At 61.0% G+C, this 17,593-nt stretch carries 12 protein-coding genes and 1 tRNA gene; 11 read left to right on the top strand and 2 right to left on the bottom strand.

Annotated features, from left to right (window positions below; translation table 11 throughout):
• The first annotated feature begins 39 nt into the window (after nt 1-39).
• The 10 genes from HQL44_00065 to HQL44_00020 all read left to right on the top strand — a co-directional run bounded on the left by HQL44_00065 (nt 40) and on the right by HQL44_00020 (nt 12,780).
• Nucleotides 40-1,032: a bifunctional riboflavin kinase/FAD synthetase gene (locus HQL44_00065; protein MBF0266961.1), complete on the top strand. Its 993-nt coding sequence runs from the start codon at nt 40-42 to the stop codon at nt 1,030-1,032.
• Nucleotides 1,029-3,809 (top strand): isoleucine--tRNA ligase, encoded by a 2,781-nt coding sequence (locus tag HQL44_00060; protein ID MBF0266960.1) that lies wholly within the window; start codon nt 1,029-1,031, stop codon nt 3,807-3,809. Before HQL44_00065 ends, HQL44_00060 begins: the two co-directional genes overlap by 4 nt.
• The gene (gene lspA, locus HQL44_00055; protein ID MBF0266959.1) at nt 3,806-4,300 is read left to right on the top strand and encodes a signal peptidase II; all 495 of its coding nucleotides are present in this window, start codon (nt 3,806-3,808) and stop codon (nt 4,298-4,300) included. The genes HQL44_00060 and lspA overlap by 4 nt, the downstream gene beginning before the upstream one ends.
• Complete coding sequence (locus HQL44_00050) at nt 4,300-4,881, top strand: DUF3035 domain-containing protein (GenBank protein MBF0266958.1); 582 nt, start codon at nt 4,300-4,302, stop codon at nt 4,879-4,881. The genes lspA and HQL44_00050 overlap by 1 nt, the downstream gene beginning before the upstream one ends.
• Nucleotides 4,882-4,930: 49 nt before the next feature.
• On the top strand, nt 4,931-6,259 hold the full coding sequence (locus tag HQL44_00045; protein ID MBF0266957.1) for an insulinase family protein: 1,329 nt from the start codon (nt 4,931-4,933) through the stop codon (nt 6,257-6,259).
• Entirely contained in the window at nt 6,259-7,569 is a 1,311-nt protein-coding gene (locus HQL44_00040) for an insulinase family protein (protein ID MBF0266956.1), read from the top strand. Before HQL44_00045 ends, HQL44_00040 begins: the two co-directional genes overlap by 1 nt.
• 31 nt (nt 7,570-7,600) lie before the next feature.
• A complete protein-coding gene (gene pgi, locus HQL44_00035) occupies nt 7,601-9,232 on the top strand; it encodes a glucose-6-phosphate isomerase (protein MBF0266955.1) in 1,632 nt (543 codons plus the stop codon).
• Between the two features lie 117 nt (nt 9,233-9,349).
• Nucleotides 9,350-11,119, top strand: a complete 1,770-nt coding sequence (gene mutL, locus HQL44_00030; GenBank protein MBF0266954.1) for a DNA mismatch repair endonuclease MutL — start codon at nt 9,350-9,352, stop codon at nt 11,117-11,119.
• Nucleotides 11,116-12,048 carry a prolyl aminopeptidase gene (gene pip, locus HQL44_00025; protein ID MBF0266953.1) on the top strand — a complete coding sequence of 311 codons (933 nt, stop codon included), beginning with the start codon at nt 11,116-11,118 and terminating at the stop codon, nt 12,046-12,048. The genes mutL and pip overlap by 4 nt, the downstream gene beginning before the upstream one ends.
• A 108-nt stretch (nt 12,049-12,156) precedes the next feature.
• Complete coding sequence (locus tag HQL44_00020; protein MBF0266952.1) at nt 12,157-12,780, top strand: acyloxyacyl hydrolase; 624 nt, start codon at nt 12,157-12,159, stop codon at nt 12,778-12,780.
• Nucleotides 12,781-12,866: 86 nt separating this feature from the next.
• Here the strand turns inward: HQL44_00020 and HQL44_00015 are convergent, their stop codons facing one another.
• Nucleotides 12,867-14,741 (bottom strand): diguanylate cyclase, encoded by a 1,875-nt coding sequence (locus HQL44_00015; protein MBF0266951.1) that lies wholly within the window; start codon nt 14,739-14,741, stop codon nt 12,867-12,869.
• Nucleotides 14,742-14,939: 198 nt separating this feature from the next.
• Nucleotides 14,940-17,330, bottom strand: a complete 2,391-nt coding sequence (locus HQL44_00010; GenBank protein ID MBF0266950.1) for a DUF748 domain-containing protein — start codon at nt 17,328-17,330, stop codon at nt 14,940-14,942.
• Nucleotides 17,331-17,467: 137 nt separating this feature from the next.
• Between HQL44_00010 and HQL44_00005 the strand changes: the two genes are divergently transcribed.
• Nucleotides 17,468-17,544, top strand: a tRNA-Arg gene (locus HQL44_00005).
• Nucleotides 17,545-17,593: the final 49 nt, after the last annotated feature.

Genomic DNA, 17,593 nt, shown 5'->3' with positions numbered 1-17,593 from the left:
CTTCTCTTCCCGTTTTTTCCCGCAAAGCCTGGACGAACAATGCGCCTGTACCGCCATTCAGCCGATCTGCCCGACGACGCCAAAGGCGCCGTGGTGGCGATTGGCAATTTCGATGGGGTGCATCGGGGGCATCAGGCGGTGATCGGCGCCGCCTGCGGGCTGGCCATGGCCGATGAAACGCCCCTGGGCGTTCTGACCTTCGAGCCGCATCCCAGGGAAGTGTTCGGCACTCACTCCAATCCCTTCCGCTTAACGCCGCTGCGCATCAAGGCCCGCCTGATCGAGGCGCTGGACGTCGATTTCCTGTTTGTTCAGCATTTCGACCGCGACTTCGCCCAACTCACCCCGCAGGAATTCGTCCTGAAAACCTTGGTCGATGGCCTGAAGGCGCGCCATGTCGTGGTGGGCTATGATTTCGAATTTGGAAAGAACCGGGAAGGCAATGTCGCCTTGTTGCAAAAATTGGGAGGGCAATTCGGCTTTGCCGTCACCAGCGTGCAGCCGGTCAGCGGCGAGAGCGGGCTTTATTCGTCGACCGCCGTGCGGGCCGCCCTGTCCGAGGGCCGCCCCGGCGATGCCGCCGCCCTGTTGGGCCATTGGTGGGAAATCGAGGGCCGTATCGAGCATGGACAGGCCAAGGGCAGCGGCATGGGTTTTCCCACGGCCAATCTGAAGCCGCAGGGCGTTCTGGCTCCCGCCACCGGCGCTTACGCCGTCCGGGCGGGCATCGACATGGGCGACGCCACCCGCTGGGTGAACGGCGTCGCCAACTTCGGCAAGCGCCCCACCGTCACCGACAAGGACGAGCAGGTGTTCGAAGTCCACCTGTTCGACTGCAAGCAAGACCTGTATGGCAAGCATTTGCGCGTGCGCCTGATCGGCCACTTGCGCCCCGAGCGGCGCTTCGACAGTCTGGAGGCCCTGAAGGCCCAGATCGCCCAAGACGTCGCCCAAGCCCGCAACATTCTGGAACAGACACCGGACGTGCCGCCCAAACACGCACCGTCCCCTTCCTTGAAGAGTTCAACATGACCCGCGACTACAAAAGCACTGTTTTCCTGCCCAAGACCGACTTTCCGATGAAGGCTGGCCTGCCCGAACGCGAACCCGACCTGCTGGAACGCTGGCGGAAGATGGACTTGTTCAAGCGTCTGCGAGAAACATCGAAGGGCCGGGAAAAGTTCGTGCTGCATGACGGCCCGCCCTATGCCAACGGGCATCTGCATATCGGCCATGCGCTGAACAAAATTCTGAAGGACATCATCAATCGCGGCCAGCAGATGATGGGCAAGGATGCCAATTACGTGCCGGGCTGGGATTGCCACGGCCTGCCCATCGAATGGAAGATCGAGGAAAAATACCGCGAGGCGGGCAAGGACAAGGATCAGGTGCCCATCGTGCAGTTCCGCGCCGAATGCCGCAGCTTCGCGGCCCATTGGCTGGACGTGCAGCGGGAAGAATTCAAGCGACTGGGCTGCGAAGGCGACTGGGACCGGCCCTATTCCACCATGTCCTTCGAAGCCGAAGCCGCCATCGCCGCCGAAATCTGGAAATTCGCGCTGAATGGCGGGTTGTACAAGGGGGCCAAGCCCGTCATGTGGAGCGTGGTCGAAAAAACCGCGCTGGCCGAGGCCGAAGTCGAATATCACGACCATACCAGCCACACTATCTGGGTGGCGTTCCCAGTGGTGAAAGCCAGCCGTCCCGAATTGGAAGGGGCCAAGATCGTCATCTGGACGACGACGCCCTGGACCATGCCCGGCAACCGCGCCATCGCCTATGGGGCGGAGATCGATTACGTGCTGGTCGATATCGGCAGCGCCAAGATCGTGGTGGCGAAGGAGCTGTTGGAACAAGTGGTCCAGGATTGCAAACTGGAAAGCCACAAGGTAATCGGCGAATTCAAGGGGGCAGATATGGCGGGCACCGTCTGCGCCCATCCCTGGCGCGGCCAAGGTTATGATTACGACGTGCCTTTGCTGGCGGGTGATTTCGTCACCACCGAGCAGGGCACAGGCTTTGTGCATATAGCACCCGGCCACGGCGAGGACGACTGGCATCTGGGCCGCGCCCATCATATCGAAGTGCCGGAAACCGTGGCTGACGACGGCACTTACCGCGAGCATGTGCCGATGTTCGCGGGCTTGCATGTCTTCAAGGCGCATGGACCGGTGATCGAGGCCATGCAAAAGGTTGGCGCTTTGCTGGCCCATGGCAAGCTGGTCCATTCCTATCCGCATTCCTGGCGTTCGAAAGCGCCGCTGATCTTCCGCACCACGCCGCAATGGTTCATCTCGATGGAGACGAACGATCTGCGCAAGAAGGCCTTGGCCGCCATCGACGCCACCCGCTTCGTGCCCGATGCCGGGCGCAACCGCATCGGCGCCATGATCGAGCAGCGCCCCGACTGGTGCGTTTCCCGCCAACGCGCCTGGGGCGTGCCCATCGCCGTCTTCACCAACAAGAAAACCGGCGAGTTGCTGAAGGACGAGCGGGTGATGAAGCGCGTCGTCGACACCTTCAAGGCCGAAGGATCGGATGCTTGGTTCGCCCGCGATCCCAGCTATTTCCTGGCCCCCGACTACGACGCCGCCGACTATGATCGCGTCAGCGATATTCTGGATGTCTGGTTCGATTCTGGAAGCACCCACGCCTTCGTCTGCGAGAACGGTCCTTGGGACTTGCAATGGCCCGCCTCGCTGTATCTGGAAGGGTCTGACCAGCATCGCGGCTGGTTCCATTCATCGCTGCTGGAAGCCTGCGGCACGCGTGGCCGCGCCCCTTATGATGCGGTTCTCACCCATGGCTTCGTACTCGACGAGCAGGGCCGCAAGATGAGCAAGTCGCTGGGCAATGTGGTCGCCCCGCAAGAAGTGGTCGCCAAATCGGGGGCCGACATTCTGCGCTTGTGGGTGGCCTCGTCCGACACGTCGCTGGACCTGCGCATCGGGCCTGAAATCTTGAAGCAGCAGGTGGACGTCTACCGGCGTCTGCGCAACACGCTGCGCTATCTCTTGGGCGCGTTGGACGGCTTCACCCCCGCCGAACGGGTTGAAGCCGACGCCATGCCCGAGTTGGAACGTTGGGTGCTGCATCGCATCTACGAGATGGACAAGCATGTCCGCGGCGCTTGCGACAGTTTCGTCTTCCATCCGATGTTCACCGAGCTGCATAATTTCTGCACCGTCGATCTGTCGGCCTTCTATTTCGACATTCGCAAAGACTCGCTCTATTGCGATCATCCGTCGGACGCCAAGCGGCGCGCCTGCCGCACCGTGCTGGAAACGCTGTATGATTGCCTGACGGCTTGGCTGGCTCCTTTCGTCTGCTTTACGGCGGAAGAAGCTTGGCTGTCCCGCAATCCCGGCGAGGATGAGAGCGTGCATCTGCGCAACTTCCCGGAAATTCCCCATGTCTGGCGAAACGAGGCGCTGGCCAAGCGCTGGGATGCGGTGCGCAATCTGCGCCGCGTGCTGACCGGCGCGCTTGAGCAGGAACGCGCGGCCAAGCGCATCGGCTCCAGCCTTCAGGCCGCCCCCATCTTGTATCTCACGCCCGAACTGGCGAAAAGCGTCGAGGGCGTGGATATGGCCGAGGTGTCGATCACGTCCGACATCAAAATCGTTGTCGATGCCGTGCCGGATGGCGCTTTCGCGCTTGCCGATCTGCAAGGCGTTGGCGTGATTCCCGCCCTCTCGGAGGGCAAGAAATGCCAGCGCTGCTGGAAAGTATTGCCCGACGTCGGCGCCCATGCGGGCCATGACGAGGTGTGCGGGCGCTGCGCCAGCGCGGTGGACCGGCTGGCATGACGTTCCGCCCCCCCGTCCGCCTTGGCTTGGCGATCGCCCTTTTGGTCCTGATCCTCGATCAGGCCAGTAAATGGGCCATCGTCGAACATGTGATGAACCCGCCCCAGGTGATCGTGCTGGGGCCGTTCCTTGACATCGTCATGGCTTGGAACAAGGGCGTCAGCTTCGGGATGTTCAACCAAGACTCGCCCTGGAACGCGCCCGTCTTGTCGCTTCTGGCCCTCGCCATCTCGGCTTTCCTGTTGAATTGGTTATGGAAATCGAACGGACGCTGGGTTCCCCTGGCCATCGGACTGATCGTGGGGGGGGCCTTGGGCAACGTCATCGACCGCATCCGCTTCGGGGCGGTGGCCGACTTTTTGTATTTCCATCTAGACAGTTACTACTGGCCCGCCTTCAATGTCGCCGATTCGGGAATTTCCGTAGGGGCAATCATGCTTGTATGGGACTCCTTGTTTGCTGGACAGGAATCGCCTAAAAAAGAGGGATGATGAACCAGACCCGTTTGCCCATCGCCCGTCTCTTCCTGGCCGCCGCCTTTGCCGTGGCCCTTTCCGGCTGCGGCGAAGCCCGCCGCCAGATCGGCCTTGAAAAGGCGCCGCCCGACGAATTCGCCGTGCTGAACCGAGCGCCCCTCAGCATGCCGCCCGATTATTCGCTGCGCCCGCCGCAGCCGGGTGCCACGCGCCCGCAGGAAGGCTCGACCAGCGAGCAGGCCCGCCAAGCCATTCTGGGCGGACGCACCCAGTTGAAGGCCACGCAGCCTTTGCTGACTGGGGCGCGCACCCAAGGCGAAATGACGGTGCTGAAAAGCGCCGGTGCGGCGGAGATCACGCCCAACATCCGCCAGCTTGTGAACGAGGAAAGCTCGAATCTGGCCGAGGCCGACAAGGCCTTCACCGACAAGCTGATGTTCTGGGGCAAGCCCAACGAATATTCCGAAGCCCTGGACCCCAAGCAGGAAAGCCAGCGCATTCGCGAAAACCAAGCCTTGGGCAAGGATATGGGCGACGGCAGCACGCCATTGATCAAGCGCAGGCACAAGGCCATCCTCGAAGGCATCTTCGATTGACGATGCGCCTCTTGGCTGGCGGCATGCCCTTGCCTATATAGCCTGTGACATGAAACGCCGTCTTGCCCTGATCCTGGTCTCGTTGCTCCTGGCGCCCGTTCCTGTTGGGGCCGCCGTCTTCAATCCCGAAAGCTTTCAACTGGCCAACGGACTTCAGGTGGTGGTGATCCAGAATCGCCGCGCGCCCATCGTGACGCATATGGTCTGGTACAAGGTGGGCGACGCCGATGCGCCGGATGGCCAGTCGGGCATGCCGCACCTGCTTGAGCATCTGATGTTCAAGGGCACCAAGAATTTGCAGCCGGGCCAGTTCTCGAAAATCGTGGCCAGGAACGGCGGGCGCGACAACGCCTTCACCGGTTCCGACTTCACGGCCTATTACCAGAATGTTTCGGCCGACCGGCTGGAGCTGGTGATGAAGATGGAATCCGACCGCATGGCGAATCTGACGCTCGATCCCAAGCTGATCGAGACCGAACGCCAAGTGGTGCTGGAAGAGCGGCGCACCCGCACCGACAATGAACCCGCCTCGCGCCTTCGCGAGAAAATGGGGCCTGAACAATTTGCCGTTCATCCTTATCGCAACCCGGTCATCGGCTGGGAACGCGACATCAAGGCGATCACGCCCAAGGACCTGAAGGCCTTCTATCAACGCTGGTACGCGCCCAACAACGCCATTCTGATCGTGGCGGGCGACGTGACGGCGCAGCAGGTTCTGGGCTTGGCCGAAACCTATTACGCCCCCATCCCGGCCAGCCCCCTGCCCAAGCGCGAACGGGCCGTCGAGCCGCCTCCAACCGGCCCCAAGACCGTCGAGTTGCGCGACAAATCCGTCAAGCAGCCGCTGTGGCTGCGCGAATACCGCGCTCCCTCGCGCCGCCTGGACCCCGAACGCCAGAGCTACGCGCTGGAAGTTCTGGAAACCATTCTGGCGGGCGGCGCCACGTCGCGTTTCTACGAAAGTCTGGTCGTGCGTCAGAAGCTGGCCGCCTCGGCGGGAGCCTCCTATTCCGCAGATCGATACGACTATTCCGAATTCGGCTTCTACGCGTCGCCCAATCCCGGCATCCCGATGGCAAGGCTGGAAGAGGCCATGGAAGCGGAAATCGCCCGCTTGATCGATGGCGGCGTTAGCGAACAGGAAGTCGCCAGGGCCAAGACCCGCCTGATCGATGCCGCCGTCTATGCCCGTGATTCCCTTTCTGGCGGCGCCTATGCGCTGGGCCGGGCGCTGGGCACCGGCCAGAGCATCAACCAAGTCGAGAACTGGCCCGAACGGATAGCGGAAGTCACCGCCGATCAGGTGAATGCCGCCCTGCGCGCCGTGCTGACGCCCAAGGCGGCGGTTACCGGTCGCCTGCTGGGAGAGGGCATGTGATGCGCCGTCTTTTGTTAGCCCTGCTTATGTTGGCCGCCAGCGCCGCCCAAGCTCTGGCGGCGCCACCCATTCGCGTCATCAGCCCGGGCGGCATCGAAGCCTGGCTGATCGAGGATCATGCCAACCCGATCCTAAGTCTTGAGATGGCCTGGCGGGACAGCGGCGCCGCCTATGACGCTCGGGGCAAGGAAGGGTTGGCCCGCCTGATGGCCGCCACGCTGGATGAGGGGGCTGGCCCCTACGATTCCCAAGCCTTTCAACGCAGGCTGGAGGACTTGTCGATCAAGCTGTCCTTCAATGCGGGCATGGACATGATGCAAGGCAGCCTGATCACGCTGTCGCGCCACCGCGCCCAGGCTTTCGAGATGCTGCGACTGTCGCTTGTTCAGCCCCGTTTCGACCAAGACGCCATCCTGCGCATCAAAGGCCAGATTCTGGCAGGGCTGGCCAGATCGTCGGAAGACCCGCAAACCATGGTCAGTCGGGGCTGGTACGCCGCCGCCTTTCCCGCCCATCCCTATGGCCGCGTCTCGGACGGCACCCCAGACAGCATTGCCGCCCTGACAAGGAAAGACCTTGTCGCGGCCACGCAAAGGCTGGGGCGCGCCAATCTGATCCTCGGCGTGGTGGGCGACATCACGCCAGCCGAACTGGCGCCTTTGCTGGATTCCACCTTCAGCCCCCTGCCCGCCCAACCGGTCACCCATCCATTGCCGTCTGCCGATGTGGGAATCCCAGCACAAGGCATCAAACCCCTGGTGCTGAAAAAAGCCATACCGCAAAGTGTGGTCCAGTTCGGACTGGCGGGCGTCAAGCGCGACGACCCCGACTGGTTTCCCGCCTATGTGCTGAACTATATTCTGGGCGGCGGCGGTTTTTCCTCGCGCCTGATGATGGAAATCCGCGAAAAGCGCGGACTGGCCTATTCCGCCTACAGCTATCTGCACCCTTACGACCATGCGGGCATTTGGGTTGGAGGCGTGGCCACGCGCAACGACAAGGTGGCGCAATCGATCCGGCTGGTTCGCAAGGAGTTGTCCCGCCTCAATGCCCAAGGCGTTTCGGCAGAAGAGTTGCGAGACGCCAAAACCTATCTGACCGGCTCATTCCCGCTGCGCTACGATTCCAGCGCCAACATCGCGGGATTGCTGGTTGCCGTGCAGGCGGATCATCTGGGCATCGATTATCTGGATCGGCGCAACGAGCTTGTCATGAAGGTGACCAAAGCCGACGTCGCCCGAGTCGCCAAACGCCTTTTCAAGCCAGAAAATCTGATCGTGGTCATAGCCGGAGACCCCAAGGGGCTGTAAACTTGTCCCAAACATCGGGGGAGTTTCAGCCATGACCGCACTCGACACCACCAAACCCTGGCAGGATTTGTTCGCCCATGCCGGGCGCATCGAGCAGATGCATCTTCGCGACGAATTCAAACGCGATCCTGGCCGCGCCCAGCGCTTCACCTTTGAAAGCGTCGGCCTGTTGGCCGACCTGTCCAAGAACCGCATCACCGACGAGACGCTGAAACTTCTGTGCGATCTGGCCCGCGCGCGCGGCGTTGAGGACTGGCGCGACCGCATGTTCAAGGGCGAGCGCATCAACACCACCGAGAACCGTTCCGTGCTGCATATCGCGCTGCGCAATTGCGAGGATCGTCCGATCATCGTCGATGGCGCGAACGTCATGGACGGCGTTGACGCCGTTCTCAAGAAAATGATGACCTTCTGCCATCAAATTCGCTCGGGCGATTGGCAGGGCTATACCGGACGTCCCATCACCGACATCGTCAATATCGGCATCGGCGGCTCGGATCTTGGTCCGATGATGGTGACGCAAGCCCTGAAACCCTACGCCCACCAGCGGCTGTCCACCCACTTCATCTCGAATGTCGACGGCACCCACGCCGCCGAGGTGCTAAAGCCCCTGGACCCGGCGACCACGCTGTTCATCATCGCCTCGAAGACCTTCACTACCCAAGAAACCATCGCCAACGCCGTTGCAGCCCGCGACTGGTTCCTGGCCAAGGCCCCCAACAAACAAGCGGTGGCCAAGCATTTCGTGGCTTTGTCCACCAACGCCAAGGCGGTGGCGGAATTCGGCATCGACACCAATAACATGTTCGAATTCTGGGATTGGGTGGGCGGGCGCTATTCCCTGTGGTCGGCCATCGGATTGTCGATCGCGCTGTCCATTGGTTTCGAGGATTTCGAATATCTGCTTGAGGGCGCCTTCGAGATGGACGAGCATTTCCGCCTGTCCCCGCTTGAGCAAAACCTGCCCGTGCTGCTGGCCCTGGTCGGCGTCTGGAACGCCAACATCCAAGGCTGCACAGCCCATGCCGTCTTGCCCTATGATCAATATCTGCACCGTTTTCCCGCCTATCTTCAGCAACTCGACATGGAAAGCAACGGCAAGGGCGTCACCCGCGAAGGTACGGCCTGCGCTTGGCAAACCGGCCCCATTATTTTCGGAGAGCCGGGCACCAACGGCCAGCATTCCTTTCATCAGTTGATCCATCAGGGCACGCGCAAAATTTCGTGCGATTTCATTCTGCCCGCCATCAGCCACAATCCGCTGGGCGATCATCACCTGATGCTGATGGCCAATGCGCTGGCCCAGGCCCAGGCCTTGATGCTGGGCAAGAACGAAGCCGAAGTGCGGGCCGAGTTGAAGCCCGGCGAAGAGGGTCTGCTTACCCATAAGATGTTTTCCGGCAACCGCCCCACCACCATCATCGCCATGAAGAAACTGACCCCAGCCACCTTGGGCGCCTTGATCGCCATGTATGAACACAAGGTTTTCGTGCAGGGCGTGATTTGGGGCCTGAACAGCTTCGATCAATGGGGCGTGGAACTGGGCAAGCAACTGGCCAAGCCGATCTTGGCGGAATTGAAGGCGGGCAAGCCCGGCGACGGTCAGGACGCATCGACCAAAGCCATGATGGAACGCCTGCTGGCTTGGCGGAAGGAAGTATGACAGGCCTATGTGAAGACATCTTTTTTTCGTCACCCCCGGACTTGATCCGGGGGTCCATTTTCGTGGATGGCCGGGTCAAGCCCGGCCATGACAAAGAAATCATTCATGGCTAACAAGATGACCCTTCGCCTGCTGCCGCCAACCCTGGTCAACCGCATCGCCGCCGGCGAAGTGGTCGAGCGCCCGGCGTCGGCGGTCAAGGAATTGGTGGAAAACGCGCTGGATGCGAAGGCTGCGCGCATCGAGATCACCGTCGCCGATGGCGGTCGCACCTTGATCGCCGTGCAAGACGACGGTTTCGGCATGACGCCCCAGGAATTGACGCTGGCAGTCGAGCGTCACGCCACATCGAAGCTGCCTAGCGACGACCTGACCCATATCGCCACGCTTGGCTTTCGCGGCGAGGCATTGCCCAGCATCGGATCGGTGGCGCGCTTGAGCATCCAAAGTCGGCGCCAGGGATCGAACGAGGCTTGGAAAATATCCGTCGAGGGCGGCGCCAAGGGACAGATAGAACCGTCGGCCCTGTCCAAAGGCACCAGGGTCGAGGTGCGCGACTTGTTCTACGCAACGCCCGCCCGCCTCAAATTCCTGAAATCATCCAACACCGAAACCGACCATATCGTCGATGTCATCGAACGATTGGCGCTGGCCCATCCCAAGGTGGGGTTCAAGCTGGTTGTCGAAGGTGGGCACAAGGGGTTCGACCTGCCGCCCTTTCCCGGCGACGAAACCGAGGCCAGACGTCTGCGCCTGGGCGCCATCCTGGGCCGCGACGCCATCGAGAACGTACTGGCCTTGCAGGCAGAGCGGGATGGGTGGCGGATCACCGGGCTGGCGGGCCTGCCCAGCTTCGGGCGCGCCACCTCGCAAGGCCAATATCTGTTCGTGAACGGCAGGCCCGTGCGCGACCGGTTGCTGCTGGGCGCCTTGAAGGGCGCCTATCAAGACCTGATGGCCCATGACCGTCATCCCATCGCCGCCTTGTTCCTGGAAATGCCATCCCCCGAAGTGGACGTGAACGTGCATCCGGCCAAAGCCGAAGTGCGTTTTCGCGATCCCGCTTTCGCTCGCGGCCTGATCGTCTCGTCGGTCAGAGCCGCCCTGTCGGCATCCGGCCACCGCACCACCACCACGGCCAGCCAACAGGCCTTCGGCGCTTTCCGCCCCGAAGGCCAGCGGCACGGCGCATCCTTGCTGCGGGAAGGCATGGCGGCGCAGGCCCCGCTGGGGCTTGGCCTGCCGATGGCGCAAACGCCTGCCCTGCCCTTGCAAGACGCCTCGACGAGCGCAACCGGCGAAATCCCCCCGCTGGGCTTTGCCCGCGCCCAGATTTTCGAAACCTATATCGTGGCGCAATCCGAGGACGGGCTGGTGCTGGTCGATCAGCATGCGGCGCATGAACGTTTGGTCTTCGAACGATTGAAGACGCAACTGGCCGAGGGCGGGGTGAAGCGCCAAATCTTGCTGGTGCCGGAAGTCATCGAAATGGATGCGTCAAGCCGCCAGCGCCTTTTGGATGCGGCCCAGCAGTTGGCCAAGCTGGGATTGGCGTTGGAAGCCTTCGGCAACGGCGCGGTTCTGGTGCGCGAAACCCCCGCCTTCCTGGGACAAACCGACATTCGCCAACTGGTGCGGGACTTGGCCGAGGGCATGGCCGAATGGGGCGATCTGCGCAGCTTCGAAACCGCCCTGGGCGACATCGCGGCCCGCATGGCTTGTCATGGCAGCGTTCGGGCCGGACGTAAATTGTCAACTGGCGAAATGGACGCCCTGCTGCGCGCCATGGAAGCCACGCCGCATTCCGGCCAATGCGGCCACGGGCGTCCCACCTGGGTCGAATTGAAGCGCGCCGACATCGAGCGGCTGTTCGGCAGGCGCGGATGAACAGCCTGTTCCCCCCCATCGATCCCTGGGCCAGCGGCTTGTTGAAAGTGGATGCGCGCCACAGCCTGTATTGGGAACAATGCGGACGCCAAGACCAACCCGCCATCTTGTTCTTGCATGGCGGGCCGGGCGGCGGCTGCGGCGACATTCACCGCTGTTTCTTCGATCCCGAACGCTGGCGCATCGTTCTGTTCGATCAAAGAGGATCGGGTCGTTCGCGCCCCTATGCCGAGATCGAGGACAACACCACCCAAGACCTGATCTCGGACATCGAGAAACTGCGTCAGCATCTGGGGATCGAACGCTGGGCCTTGTTCGGCGGCTCGTGGGGCAGCACCCTGGCCCTGGCCTATGCCCAGGCGCATCCTCTGCGCGTGCTGGGATTCGTGCTGCGCGGCGTCTTTCTGTTCCGTCAAAGCGAGGTGGATTGGTTTATGGAGGGCATGGGCCGCTTCTTTCCAGAAGCCGAACAGGCCTTCTTGAAGTTCCTGCCCGCCCCCGAGCGCGCCGACCCTCTGGCCTCATATTACCGTCGCCTAGCCCATCCGGATGGCGCCATGCACCGGCCAGCCGCCAGGGCTTGGTGCGCCTATGAAGAGGCCTGTTCACGCCTGATTCCCCTGCCGCCGGGGGGAGGCGACGCCAGCCTGTCCATGTCCAGGATAGAAGCCCATTACATGATCAACCGGGGATTTATGGCCGAAAACGCCCTCCTGGACGGCATGAACGGCATCAGGCACCTGCCGGGCTACATCGTTCAGGGACGCTACGACGTGATCTGTCCGCCGCGTAGCGCTTGGGAATTAAAGGCTTCCTGGCCGATGGGCGAATTGATCATCGTGCCTGATGGGGGGCATTCGGCGCTTGATCCACCCATCACCCGCGCCTTGGTTGGGGCGGCGCAGAAATTGCGCGACCCACTGAAATAGTTGCCCTTTCAATAAGAACGTCCTTGCCAAGCCTACCTATGTACGTAAGATATCGGCTCGACCAAGTCCTTGCGGGGGAAATGTGCAGTGAAATTTAGCCGATTATTGATGGCTCTGGCCGCCGTGGCGGGGTTTTCCCTGTCTTTGTCGCCAAGCGCCAAGGCTGCTGACGATGCCGACTTTCTGCGCATCGGTGCTGGTTGGTGGGATTTCAACCGCCCCGACAATTACGCCGCCGAATTCGATCTGGCCTACCGCTCGGACTACAAATGGTGGTTCTTGAAGCATCAGGCCGGCGTGCTTGGCACGACCGACGGCTCGGCCTATGGCTATTGGGGCCTGTATATGGACTTCTATTTCGGCAACCGTTTCGTCGTTTCGCCCAGCACCGCCGTTGGCCTTTACTATCGCGGCGATTGGAAGCAGGGCGACAAGAAGTCGAACCTGGGCAGCCCCGTCGAATTCCGCTCCGGCATCGATTTCGCCTACCGTTTCGATGACCGTTCACGGCTGGGTCTGGGCGTTTATCACATTTCGAATACCGGCTTGTGGGACGACCGCAATCCCGGCGAAGAGACGCTGATGCTGTCTTACGACATTCCGATCAGCAAACTCTATTCGGGCTGGCGTTCGCCGGGCGGTAATTCGCCCGCTTCGCAGGCTGCGGCCAAGGCCGCGACGGCTTCGGCGACGGCAGCCACAACGTCCGCAAAGCCCGCCAAGCCCCGCTGATCCGAAAGCCAACCGGTTGGCGCGGACGCAAAAAAAGGAGCCTTCTTAAGGCTCCTTTTTTACTGCGTGATGAATCCGCGCTTGCCTTAATATTCCTTCTTGTTCGTCCACATCGACTCTTCAAAGCGCACCACCCGGTTGCGCCCGGTTTCTTTGGCTTGGTAAAGCGCCACGTCGGCGAACTTCACCGCCTGCCAGAAAGTGTCGCTGTCGGTCGGGAAATCGGCCAAGCCGATCGAGATGGTCTTTCTAAGCACGGCTGAACCAGATTGAACCGTCATCGCCTCCACGGCGGCGCGAATCTTCTCGGCCACCTGATCGCCCTGCGAGGACGGCGTATCGACCAGCAGAATCAGGAATTCCTCGCCGCCGTAACGAATGACCAGATCGGACGCCCGCACCGACTGGCGCAACACCTTCGACAAGGCTTTCAGAACGGCGTCGCCCGCGTCATGGCCATAGGTGTCATTGACCATCTTGAAATGATCGAGATCAAGCATCATCACGGTCATGCTGATCTTGCGACGATGAATATTGGCAACCAAGGTTTCCACATATTCTTCCAAGAAGCGCCGGTTGTTAAGGCCGGTCATCGGATCGTTGAGGCTGGATTCGCGCAACGTCTCCATCAGGCGCTTGGTTTCCAGCACAGGCGCAGCTTCGCGCAGATAGACGTTGATGAAGGGAATCAAACCCTGCAAATAATTGGCGTTCTCTTGCGACGCGACCAGCTGCAAGACATTGCCAACCATGCCCGACTGGATAATCGGCAGGCAGATATGGCACATGCCCGTCTCGATTTTGTCCTCGCCATCCATCGGCTGGAACGAATAGCAGATGCCCGGGCTGGCCACGCCATCGACATGATGGCCGGTTCGCCTAGCCCGGCAGGCTTCGCTGCGCACCAGAATCTGCGGATCGCACCAACGGCAGGCGGCGCCCGCCTCGCCATCGACGTAAAGCGGCACCATCTGGTTCTTGTTGGCGATGATTTCGTAAAGCGAATAGGTCTTGATCGAAAACTCGTCTTCGAGCATGAACGCAATGCGCTGATGAATCTCCGACTTGGTTTCGTCTTCCTCGATGGCCTGCTTGAAACGGGCGGCGCGCGACAAGCCATCCACCATTTCGATGGTGGCGTTCAGCAAATTCTCGTCGGCGGCGGGAACGCGGTTGGTCAGACGGGAAACGCTGTCGCCGATTCGGTTCAGGCCATTGTCCAAGAAGGCCAGCAGGCGGTTCATGTCGCCGGCGATCTGGCCGATTTCATCTTCCGTGCGCTGTTCGACCTTTCCCTTGAAATCGCCCCTCAAGGCCCGCTGCACGGCATGTTCCACATTAAGCGCCGTCGTCGAAACGGGTTTGATGACGCGCCGGATCAGCCAGAAGGTGACGGCGCTGAACAAGGAAACGATGCCGACGATGCCAGCCACCGTAACCAACGCCTTGTTCTTCAGGGATTCGATCGACATGGTCATGGTGACGGCGCCCAGAACGTCGCCTTCCTTCACCTGATGACATTGCAGGCAGTTGGGCGAACCACGAGTCGAGGCGATGAAGGGAATGGTCCCCCTGAACAATGTGCCGTGCTCGCCCTCTTCGACGCGGTACTGCGCTTTGCCGGTGCCCAGCACCTCTTTCTCGATGTCGTCGCTGGGGGATTCGCTGCCCAGGCCCTGGCCGAATTGCTGCTCGACCAGCGGCGAGCGCACCACCTGGGCCGACGCCAGCCCCTGAACTTCCATTAAGCGATTCAGAAAGCTCTCGCGCTTGTCGATTACGCCGTTGATCATCGATTCGGTCAGGTGCACGCGCACGATCTCGGCGGCCGTGCGGATATGATCGGACGAAGAAGCGATGGAAAAAGTTCGAAAAGCGTACAGGTTGATCGCCACCAGCATCACAACCAAGCTAATCGCCATTGCAACGAAGAAAATCGTTACCTTCGAGGTCAAACTCATTCTGCTTAATGCTCCCCCAAGTCACGTAGACGGTTTGGCTGTTCTTTGCCTGCCAACCCAATATGCGTGATTACTAATTTACGACCTGACCATTTATCTTAACCATCTGCGATCCTTGAGGCAATCGGTACAACCGGCAAAAAAACCCTCAACCTTGTCATAATGTTGCGGAAGGGGGCCGTTTTTGCCTGAGAACGATCACAGCGTCAGATCGACCCTGGGGGCGGCATCTAGGCCACCGTCGATTTGAGGCAGACAGGCGAAAAGCCGCCCGGCTTCGACCCCTGCCCTGTTCATCAGTTCCGTCTTCACCTCGTGGGCGCGACGTTCCGCCAATGCCTTCAGCGCGCTGGCGTCGGGCGGCGTCTTGTCCGGCTTGGCCTCGGCATTGACCATTTTCTGCACCGAGTAGAAAAGCCCCAACTCCTCGCGCTTGCGTCGCTCCAAAAGAACGGGCCAATCGACGCTTGGCGCTGAAACAGGGCACAGGGACAATTTCAGCTTGGGGCGCCCCTTCATCAACTCTCCAACCATGGACAATCTGGCAATTCCTTGATCGTCCATCCGTTCATCGCCGGGGTTGAAGGTGATCGGCGCCAGAAGCGGAGCCTGTTGATCGGTCATCTTCTCGATCAGCACCACCACCGGAAAAACGATTTTGAGCGTGGTCAAGGCCGTCGAGCGCAAGGCGCCGCCGATGGCTTGCGACATGGCGTCGCTGAAATCGAACTGCGGATCGGACAAATCGCCGCTGACCGGAATTGACAAGCGGATGCGATCATCGCCGTCACGCAACAGATCCAACACCATCGAAACCGGCATCGACGTGTGCTTGGCGATGGGGGCATTGGGATCGGGTTGGGCCGCGAACAAATTGGACAGGGCAAGATCGGCCTTGCCGGAAAGCGCCCCATTGTCCAGAGCGACCGTCAGTTCGCCATCCAGATGCCCTGTCTGTAGTTCGACCCCCAGCGTCTCGGAAGCATAGGGAGACAGAGGCGGCAATTCAAACGCCCTGACCTGGCTGCTGAACTTTGCGGAAACCCCCGTCGCGAAGGGCTTGGCCGTGCCACGAACCGAAATCAAGGCGGCACCTACCCTGGCTTCCAACTCGAACGGGCTTTCATGCCCGGGTTCTGATGAATCGAGATTAGCCAGTGACAGCTTCACCCTGTCGAAGGTGATGCCGACCGGTTGCTTCAACGTGTTGTCGATAAAATCCAACCGGCTGTCGCCCGCAATGGCGAAGCGGCCCAGCTTGATGCGCTGGCTGGGCGGCGAAGCGGCATCCGTCTGTTTCAGTCCGTCCGCCTTGGCCGGAACGCTATTGCCCAAACCGGGGCTAGTCGGGCGAATCATCTTCAAGGACAGGTCGTCGAAAATCAGGCCATCGGCTTGCATGCCGCCGCCTGCTGCGAATTGGGCGCGGACTAGTTTTGCGGATTTCGTCTGGAACCGTTCCGCCAACAGAATGTCGGCTTTGGCGCCCGGATCGCGCAGCGAGAGACCGTTGCCGTCGATGGCCATCGTCATCGATACGGTGGCGGCGCCATCGCTTCCCATTTCAAGATCGGCAAGGCCGAGCCAGGAAAGGGACTGGCTGCGAGCGGCCAAGCCGGCCCCGGTCGCTGCAACGTTCTCGAGCGTCAACGCCCCTTGCCAGTTGACCCGGCGGGTCGAGGCGCTCCAGGCGAAGTGATCGGCCGCAATTTCCATGCCTTTCGCTTCAAAGTTATGCCCCGATGCCTGGGCCGTCAGGTCGCGAAAGGAAAGTTTGCCATTCGCCTTGACCTCGGGAGCGGAAGACAGTCCGGTTCCCGAAACGGTTAGGTTCGCTGCAAATTGCCCGGTCAGGGCATCGAAGCCAGTCTCCGCCAGCCAGGGCGCCAATAAAGCCAGATCAACGGCGGGCGCCGAGAGGGCAAGATCGAATCCAGGGGTGGCGGCGAATGGCGTGGCCGTCCCCGTCACCTCAAGCGGATTGCCTTCGACCTTGCCCTTGAAATGAAATTTGAGCGGTGCAGCGGGATTGGCACTTCTGATCGCCTCCAACTCCAGCAGATCGACGTCGATAGTGATTTTTCTTTCCCCGGCAGCCAGATCGACGCGGCTTGATGCCAGCTTCAGCCGATCAACATCGATGCTCCACGCCCCGCCTTCGTCGCCAGCCCCCAGATCGATGGGCGCGCCATTGACCAGCAATTTGTCGCCTTCCCGAAGAAGGCTGATCGACAGGCCGGACAAATCCAGGCTTTGCACCGACATTTCCCGGCGCAGCAGGGGCAGCCAACGGAAGGCGAAATCCAGCGATTTAAGGCCCAGCGCCTCGCCGATCTTGGGCCTGGCCTTGAAACTGCTGATCACCAGCCTGCCATCAAGAAGCTCGACGCTTGTATCGGCAATGCTGACCTCGGCCATGCCCAGGCGATGCATCGTTTGGGCAAGCCCCCAGCGCAGACCGGCCTCGGGCAACAATAAGGTCGCCGGAACGCCGAGCAGCAAGGCAAGGCAAGCCAACCCCAGCGATAATTTGACGGAGCGCGAAAGCCGTTGCCATCCGGCTTTCAATGTTTCTGACATGCTGGTCACAAATAGCTCGCTATTTCAAACATCTGGCCAAGCTTACCAAGCAAGCGTCCCATTCAGCAAGGGGCGTGCGAAGGAAGGAGTTGGCGGTTGCATCGACAAGTGTCTAAGGGTAGGTTTGGGCCTCGAATTTTGAGATCGCGCCCGTAGCTCAGCAGGATAGAGCACAGGATTCCTAATCCTGGGGCCGTGGGTTCGAATCCCGCCGGGCGCGCCACTCCCGTTCAAAACTGGGCACCAAGGGTGCATCCCCCAGCGGGGCTGCA

This window comes from Alphaproteobacteria bacterium (genome assembly GCA_015231795.1).
Lineage (GTDB): Bacteria > Pseudomonadota > Alphaproteobacteria > Rhodospirillales > WMHbin7 > WMHbin7.
Note: the sequence above shows the minus strand (reverse complement) of the source record. Positions and strands in the feature narration are given on the sequence as shown.

Excerpts from the sequence above, each read along its gene's own strand:
- mutL (MBF0266954.1), top strand. The coding sequence starts at position 9,350 with ATGACCCTTCGCCTGCTGCCGCCAACCCTGGTCAACCGCATCGCCGCC.
- pgi (MBF0266955.1), top strand. The coding sequence starts at position 7,601 with ATGACCGCACTCGACACCACCAAACCCTGGCAGGATTTGTTCGCCCAT.
- HQL44_00045 (MBF0266957.1), top strand. The coding sequence starts at position 4,931 with ATGAAACGCCGTCTTGCCCTGATCCTGGTCTCGTTGCTCCTGGCGCCC.
- HQL44_00015 (MBF0266951.1), bottom strand. The coding sequence starts at position 14,741 with ATGAGTTTGACCTCGAAGGTAACGATTTTCTTCGTTGCAATGGCGATT.
- HQL44_00020 (MBF0266952.1), top strand. The coding sequence starts at position 12,157 with ATGGCTCTGGCCGCCGTGGCGGGGTTTTCCCTGTCTTTGTCGCCAAGC.
- HQL44_00060 (MBF0266960.1), top strand. The coding sequence starts at position 1,029 with ATGACCCGCGACTACAAAAGCACTGTTTTCCTGCCCAAGACCGACTTT.
- pip (MBF0266953.1), top strand. The coding sequence starts at position 11,116 with ATGAACAGCCTGTTCCCCCCCATCGATCCCTGGGCCAGCGGCTTGTTG.
- lspA (MBF0266959.1), top strand. The coding sequence starts at position 3,806 with ATGACGTTCCGCCCCCCCGTCCGCCTTGGCTTGGCGATCGCCCTTTTG.
- HQL44_00040 (MBF0266956.1), top strand. The coding sequence starts at position 6,259 with ATGCGCCGTCTTTTGTTAGCCCTGCTTATGTTGGCCGCCAGCGCCGCC.
- HQL44_00050 (MBF0266958.1), top strand. The coding sequence starts at position 4,300 with ATGAACCAGACCCGTTTGCCCATCGCCCGTCTCTTCCTGGCCGCCGCC.
- HQL44_00065 (MBF0266961.1), top strand. The coding sequence starts at position 40 with ATGCGCCTGTACCGCCATTCAGCCGATCTGCCCGACGACGCCAAAGGC.